The 3658-nt window shown below is 57.9% G+C and carries 2 rRNA genes; both read right to left on the bottom strand.

Annotation, left to right across the window (positions count from 1 at the left end):
• A 23S ribosomal RNA gene (locus AB0G59_RS28965) occupies positions 1–1938 on the bottom strand; the annotation flags it as partial.
• A gap of 278 nt (positions 1939–2216) precedes the next feature.
• A 16S ribosomal RNA gene (locus AB0G59_RS28960) occupies positions 2217–3658 on the bottom strand; the annotation flags it as partial.

The raw sequence follows: 3658 nt of genomic DNA, 5'->3' as shown, positions 1-3658 counted from the left end.
CATCACCGGACATGGCCCCCCTTCTCCCGAAGTTACGGGGGCATTTTGCCGAGTTCCTTAACCATAGTTCACCCGAACGCCTCGGTATTCTCTACCTGACCACCTGAGTCGGTTTAGGGTACGGGCCGCCATGAAACTCGCTAGAGGCTTTTCTCGACAGCATAGGATCATCCACTTCACCACAATCGGCTCGGCATCAGGTCTCAGGCTGTATGTTGTGCGGATTTGCCTACACAACGCCCTACACCCTTACCCCGGGACTACCACCGCCCGGGCTGGACTACCTTCCTGCGTCACCCCATCGCTTACCTACTACAAGTCTGGGTCGTCGGCTCCACCACTTCCCTTTGCCCGAAGGCTCCAGGACGGCTTCACGGACTTAGCATCGCCTGATTCGATATTGGGCGTTTCAAAGCGGGTACCGGAATATCAACCGGTTGTCCATCGACTACGCCTGTCGGCCTCGCCTTAGGTCCCGACTTACCCTGGGCAGATCAGCTTGACCCAGGAACCCTTAGTCAATCGGCGCACACGTTTCCCACGTGTGTATCGCTACTCATGCCTGCATTCTCACTCGTGAACCGTCCACAACTCGCTTCCGCGGCTGCTTCACCCGGCACACGACGCTCCCCTACCCATCCACACAGGCGTTGGCCCTATTGTGTGAATGACACGACTTCGGCGGTACGCTTGAGCCCCGCTACATTGTCGGCGCGGAATCACTTGACCAGTGAGCTATTACGCACTCTTTCAAGGGTGGCTGCTTCTAAGCCAACCTCCTGGTTGTCTCTGCGACTCCACATCCTTTCCCACTTAGCGTACGCTTAGGGGCCTTAGTCGATGCTCTGGGCTGTTTCCCTCTCGACCATGGAGCTTATCCCCCACAGTCTCACTGCCGCGCTCTCACTTACCGGCATTCGGAGTTTGGCTAAGGTCAGTAACCCGGTAGGGCCCATCGCCTATCCAGTGCTCTACCTCCGGCAAGAAACACACGACGCTGCACCTAAATGCATTTCGGGGAGAACCAGCTATCACGGAGTTTGATTGGCCTTTCACCCCTAACCACAGGTCATCCCCCAGGTTTTCAACCCTGGTGGGTTCGGTCCTCCACGAAGTCTTACCTCCGCTTCAACCTGCCCATGGCTAGATCACTCCGCTTCGGGTCTTGGGCGCGCTACTCAATCGCCCTATTCGGACTCGCTTTCGCTACGGCTTCCCCACACGGGTTAACCTCGCAACACACCGCAAACTCGCAGGCTCATTCTTCAAAAGGCACGCAGTCACGACGCACCAAGCAAGCTTGATGCGCGACGCTCCCACGGCTTGTAGGCACACGGTTTCAGGTACTATTTCACTCCGCTCCCGCGGTACTTTTCACCATTCCCTCACGGTACTATCCGCTATCGGTCACCAGGGAATATTTAGGCTTAGCGGGTGGTCCCGCCAGATTCACACGGGATTTCTCGGGCCCCGTGCTACTTGGGTGTCTCTTAAACGAGCCGTTGACATTTCAGCTACGGGGGTCTTACCCTCTACGCCGGACCTTTCGCATGTCCTTCGCCTACATCAACGGTTTCTGACTCGTCTCACAGCCGGCAGACTGTGAAAAAGAGATCCCACAACCCCGCATGCGCAACCCCTGCCGGGTATCACACACATACGGTTTGGCCTCATCCAGTTTCGCTCGCCACTACTCCCGGAATCACGGTTGTTTTCTCTTCCTGCGGGTACTGAGATGTTTCACTTCCCCGCGTTCCCTCCACACTGCCTATGTGTTCAGCAGCGGGTGACAGCCCATGACGACTGCCGGGTTTCCCCATTCGGACACCCCCGGATCAAAGCTCGGTTGACAGCTCCCCGGGGCCTATCGCGGCCTCCCACGTCCTTCATCGGTTCCTGGTGCCAAGGCATCCACCGTGCGCCCTTAAAAACTTGGCCACAGATGCTCGCGTCCACTGTGCAGTTCTCAAGCAACGACCAGCCACCCATCACCCCGACGCTAACCGCATCGAGTGCACTGGGGCCGGCATCGCGAAGGTTCGAAACTTACGTTCCGTACCCTCAGATACCCAACAGCGTGCCCGACCCAGCCTCAAGATTCACGTTCCACGCCGAAGCAGTACTAGCGATCCCTCAAAACTGTGCCGAATAGTCAACGTTCCACCCATGAGCAACCGTGCGAGTCATTCGCTCGCAGTCGGCTATGTGCTCCTTAGAAAGGAGGTGATCCAGCCGCACCTTCCGGTACGGCTACCTTGTTACGACTTCGTCCCAATCGCCAGTCCCACCTTCGACGGCTCCCTCCACAAGGGTTGGGCCACCGGCTTCGGGTGTTACCGACTTTCGTGACGTGACGGGCGGTGTGTACAAGGCCCGGGAACGTATTCACCGCAGCAATGCTGATCTGCGATTACTAGCAACTCCAACTTCATGGGGTCGAGTTGCAGACCCCAATCCGAACTGAGACCGGCTTTTTGAGATTCGCTCCACCTCACGGCATCGCAGCTCATTGTACCGGCCATTGTAGCACGTGTGCAGCCCAAGACATAAGGGGCATGATGACTTGACGTCGTCCCCACCTTCCTCCGAGTTGACCCCGGCAGTCTCCTGTGAGTCCCCATCACCCCGAAGGGCATGCTGGCAACACAGAACAAGGGTTGCGCTCGTTGCGGGACTTAACCCAACATCTCACGACACGAGCTGACGACAGCCATGCACCACCTGTATACCGACCACAAGGGGGCGACCATCTCTGGCCGTTTCCGGTATATGTCAAGCCTTGGTAAGGTTCTTCGCGTTGCGTCGAATTAAGCCACATGCTCCGCTGCTTGTGCGGGCCCCCGTCAATTCCTTTGAGTTTTAGCCTTGCGGCCGTACTCCCCAGGCGGGGAACTTAATGCGTTAGCTGCGGCACCGACGACGTGGAATGTCGCCAACACCTAGTTCCCAACGTTTACGGCGTGGACTACCAGGGTATCTAATCCTGTTCGCTCCCCACGCTTTCGCTCCTCAGCGTCAGTAATGGCCCAGAGATCCGCCTTCGCCACCGGTGTTCCTCCTGATATCTGCGCATTTCACCGCTACACCAGGAATTCCGATCTCCCCTACCACACTCTAGCCTGCCCGTATCGAATGCAGACCCGGGGTTAAGCCCCGGGCTTTCACATCCGACGCAACAAGCCGCCTACGAGCTCTTTACGCCCAATAATTCCGGACAACGCTTGCGCCCTACGTATTACCGCGGCTGCTGGCACGTAGTTAGCCGGCGCTTCTTCTGCAGGTACCGTCACTCTCGCTTCTTCCCTGCTGAAAGAGGTTTACAACCCGAAGGCCGTCATCCCTCACGCGGCGTCGCTGCATCAGGCTTTCGCCCATTGTGCAATATTCCCCACTGCTGCCTCCCGTAGGAGTCTGGGCCGTGTCTCAGTCCCAGTGTGGCCGGTCGCCCTCTCAGGCCGGCTACCCGTCGTCGCCTTGGTAGGCCATTACCCCACCAACAAGCTGATAGGCCGCGGGCTCATCCTTCACCGCCGGAGCTTTCCACCCACCGAGATGCCTCGGCAGGTCGTATCCGGTATTAGACCCCGTTTCCAGGGCTTGTCCCAGAGTGAAGGGCAGATTGCCCACGTGTTACTCACCCGTTCGCCACTAATCCACC

The organism is Streptomyces sp. NPDC021096 (assembly GCF_040641275.1).
Classification (GTDB): Bacteria; Actinomycetota; Actinomycetes; order Streptomycetales; family Streptomycetaceae; genus Streptomyces.
This window is presented reverse-complemented; position numbering and strand designations above follow the sequence as displayed.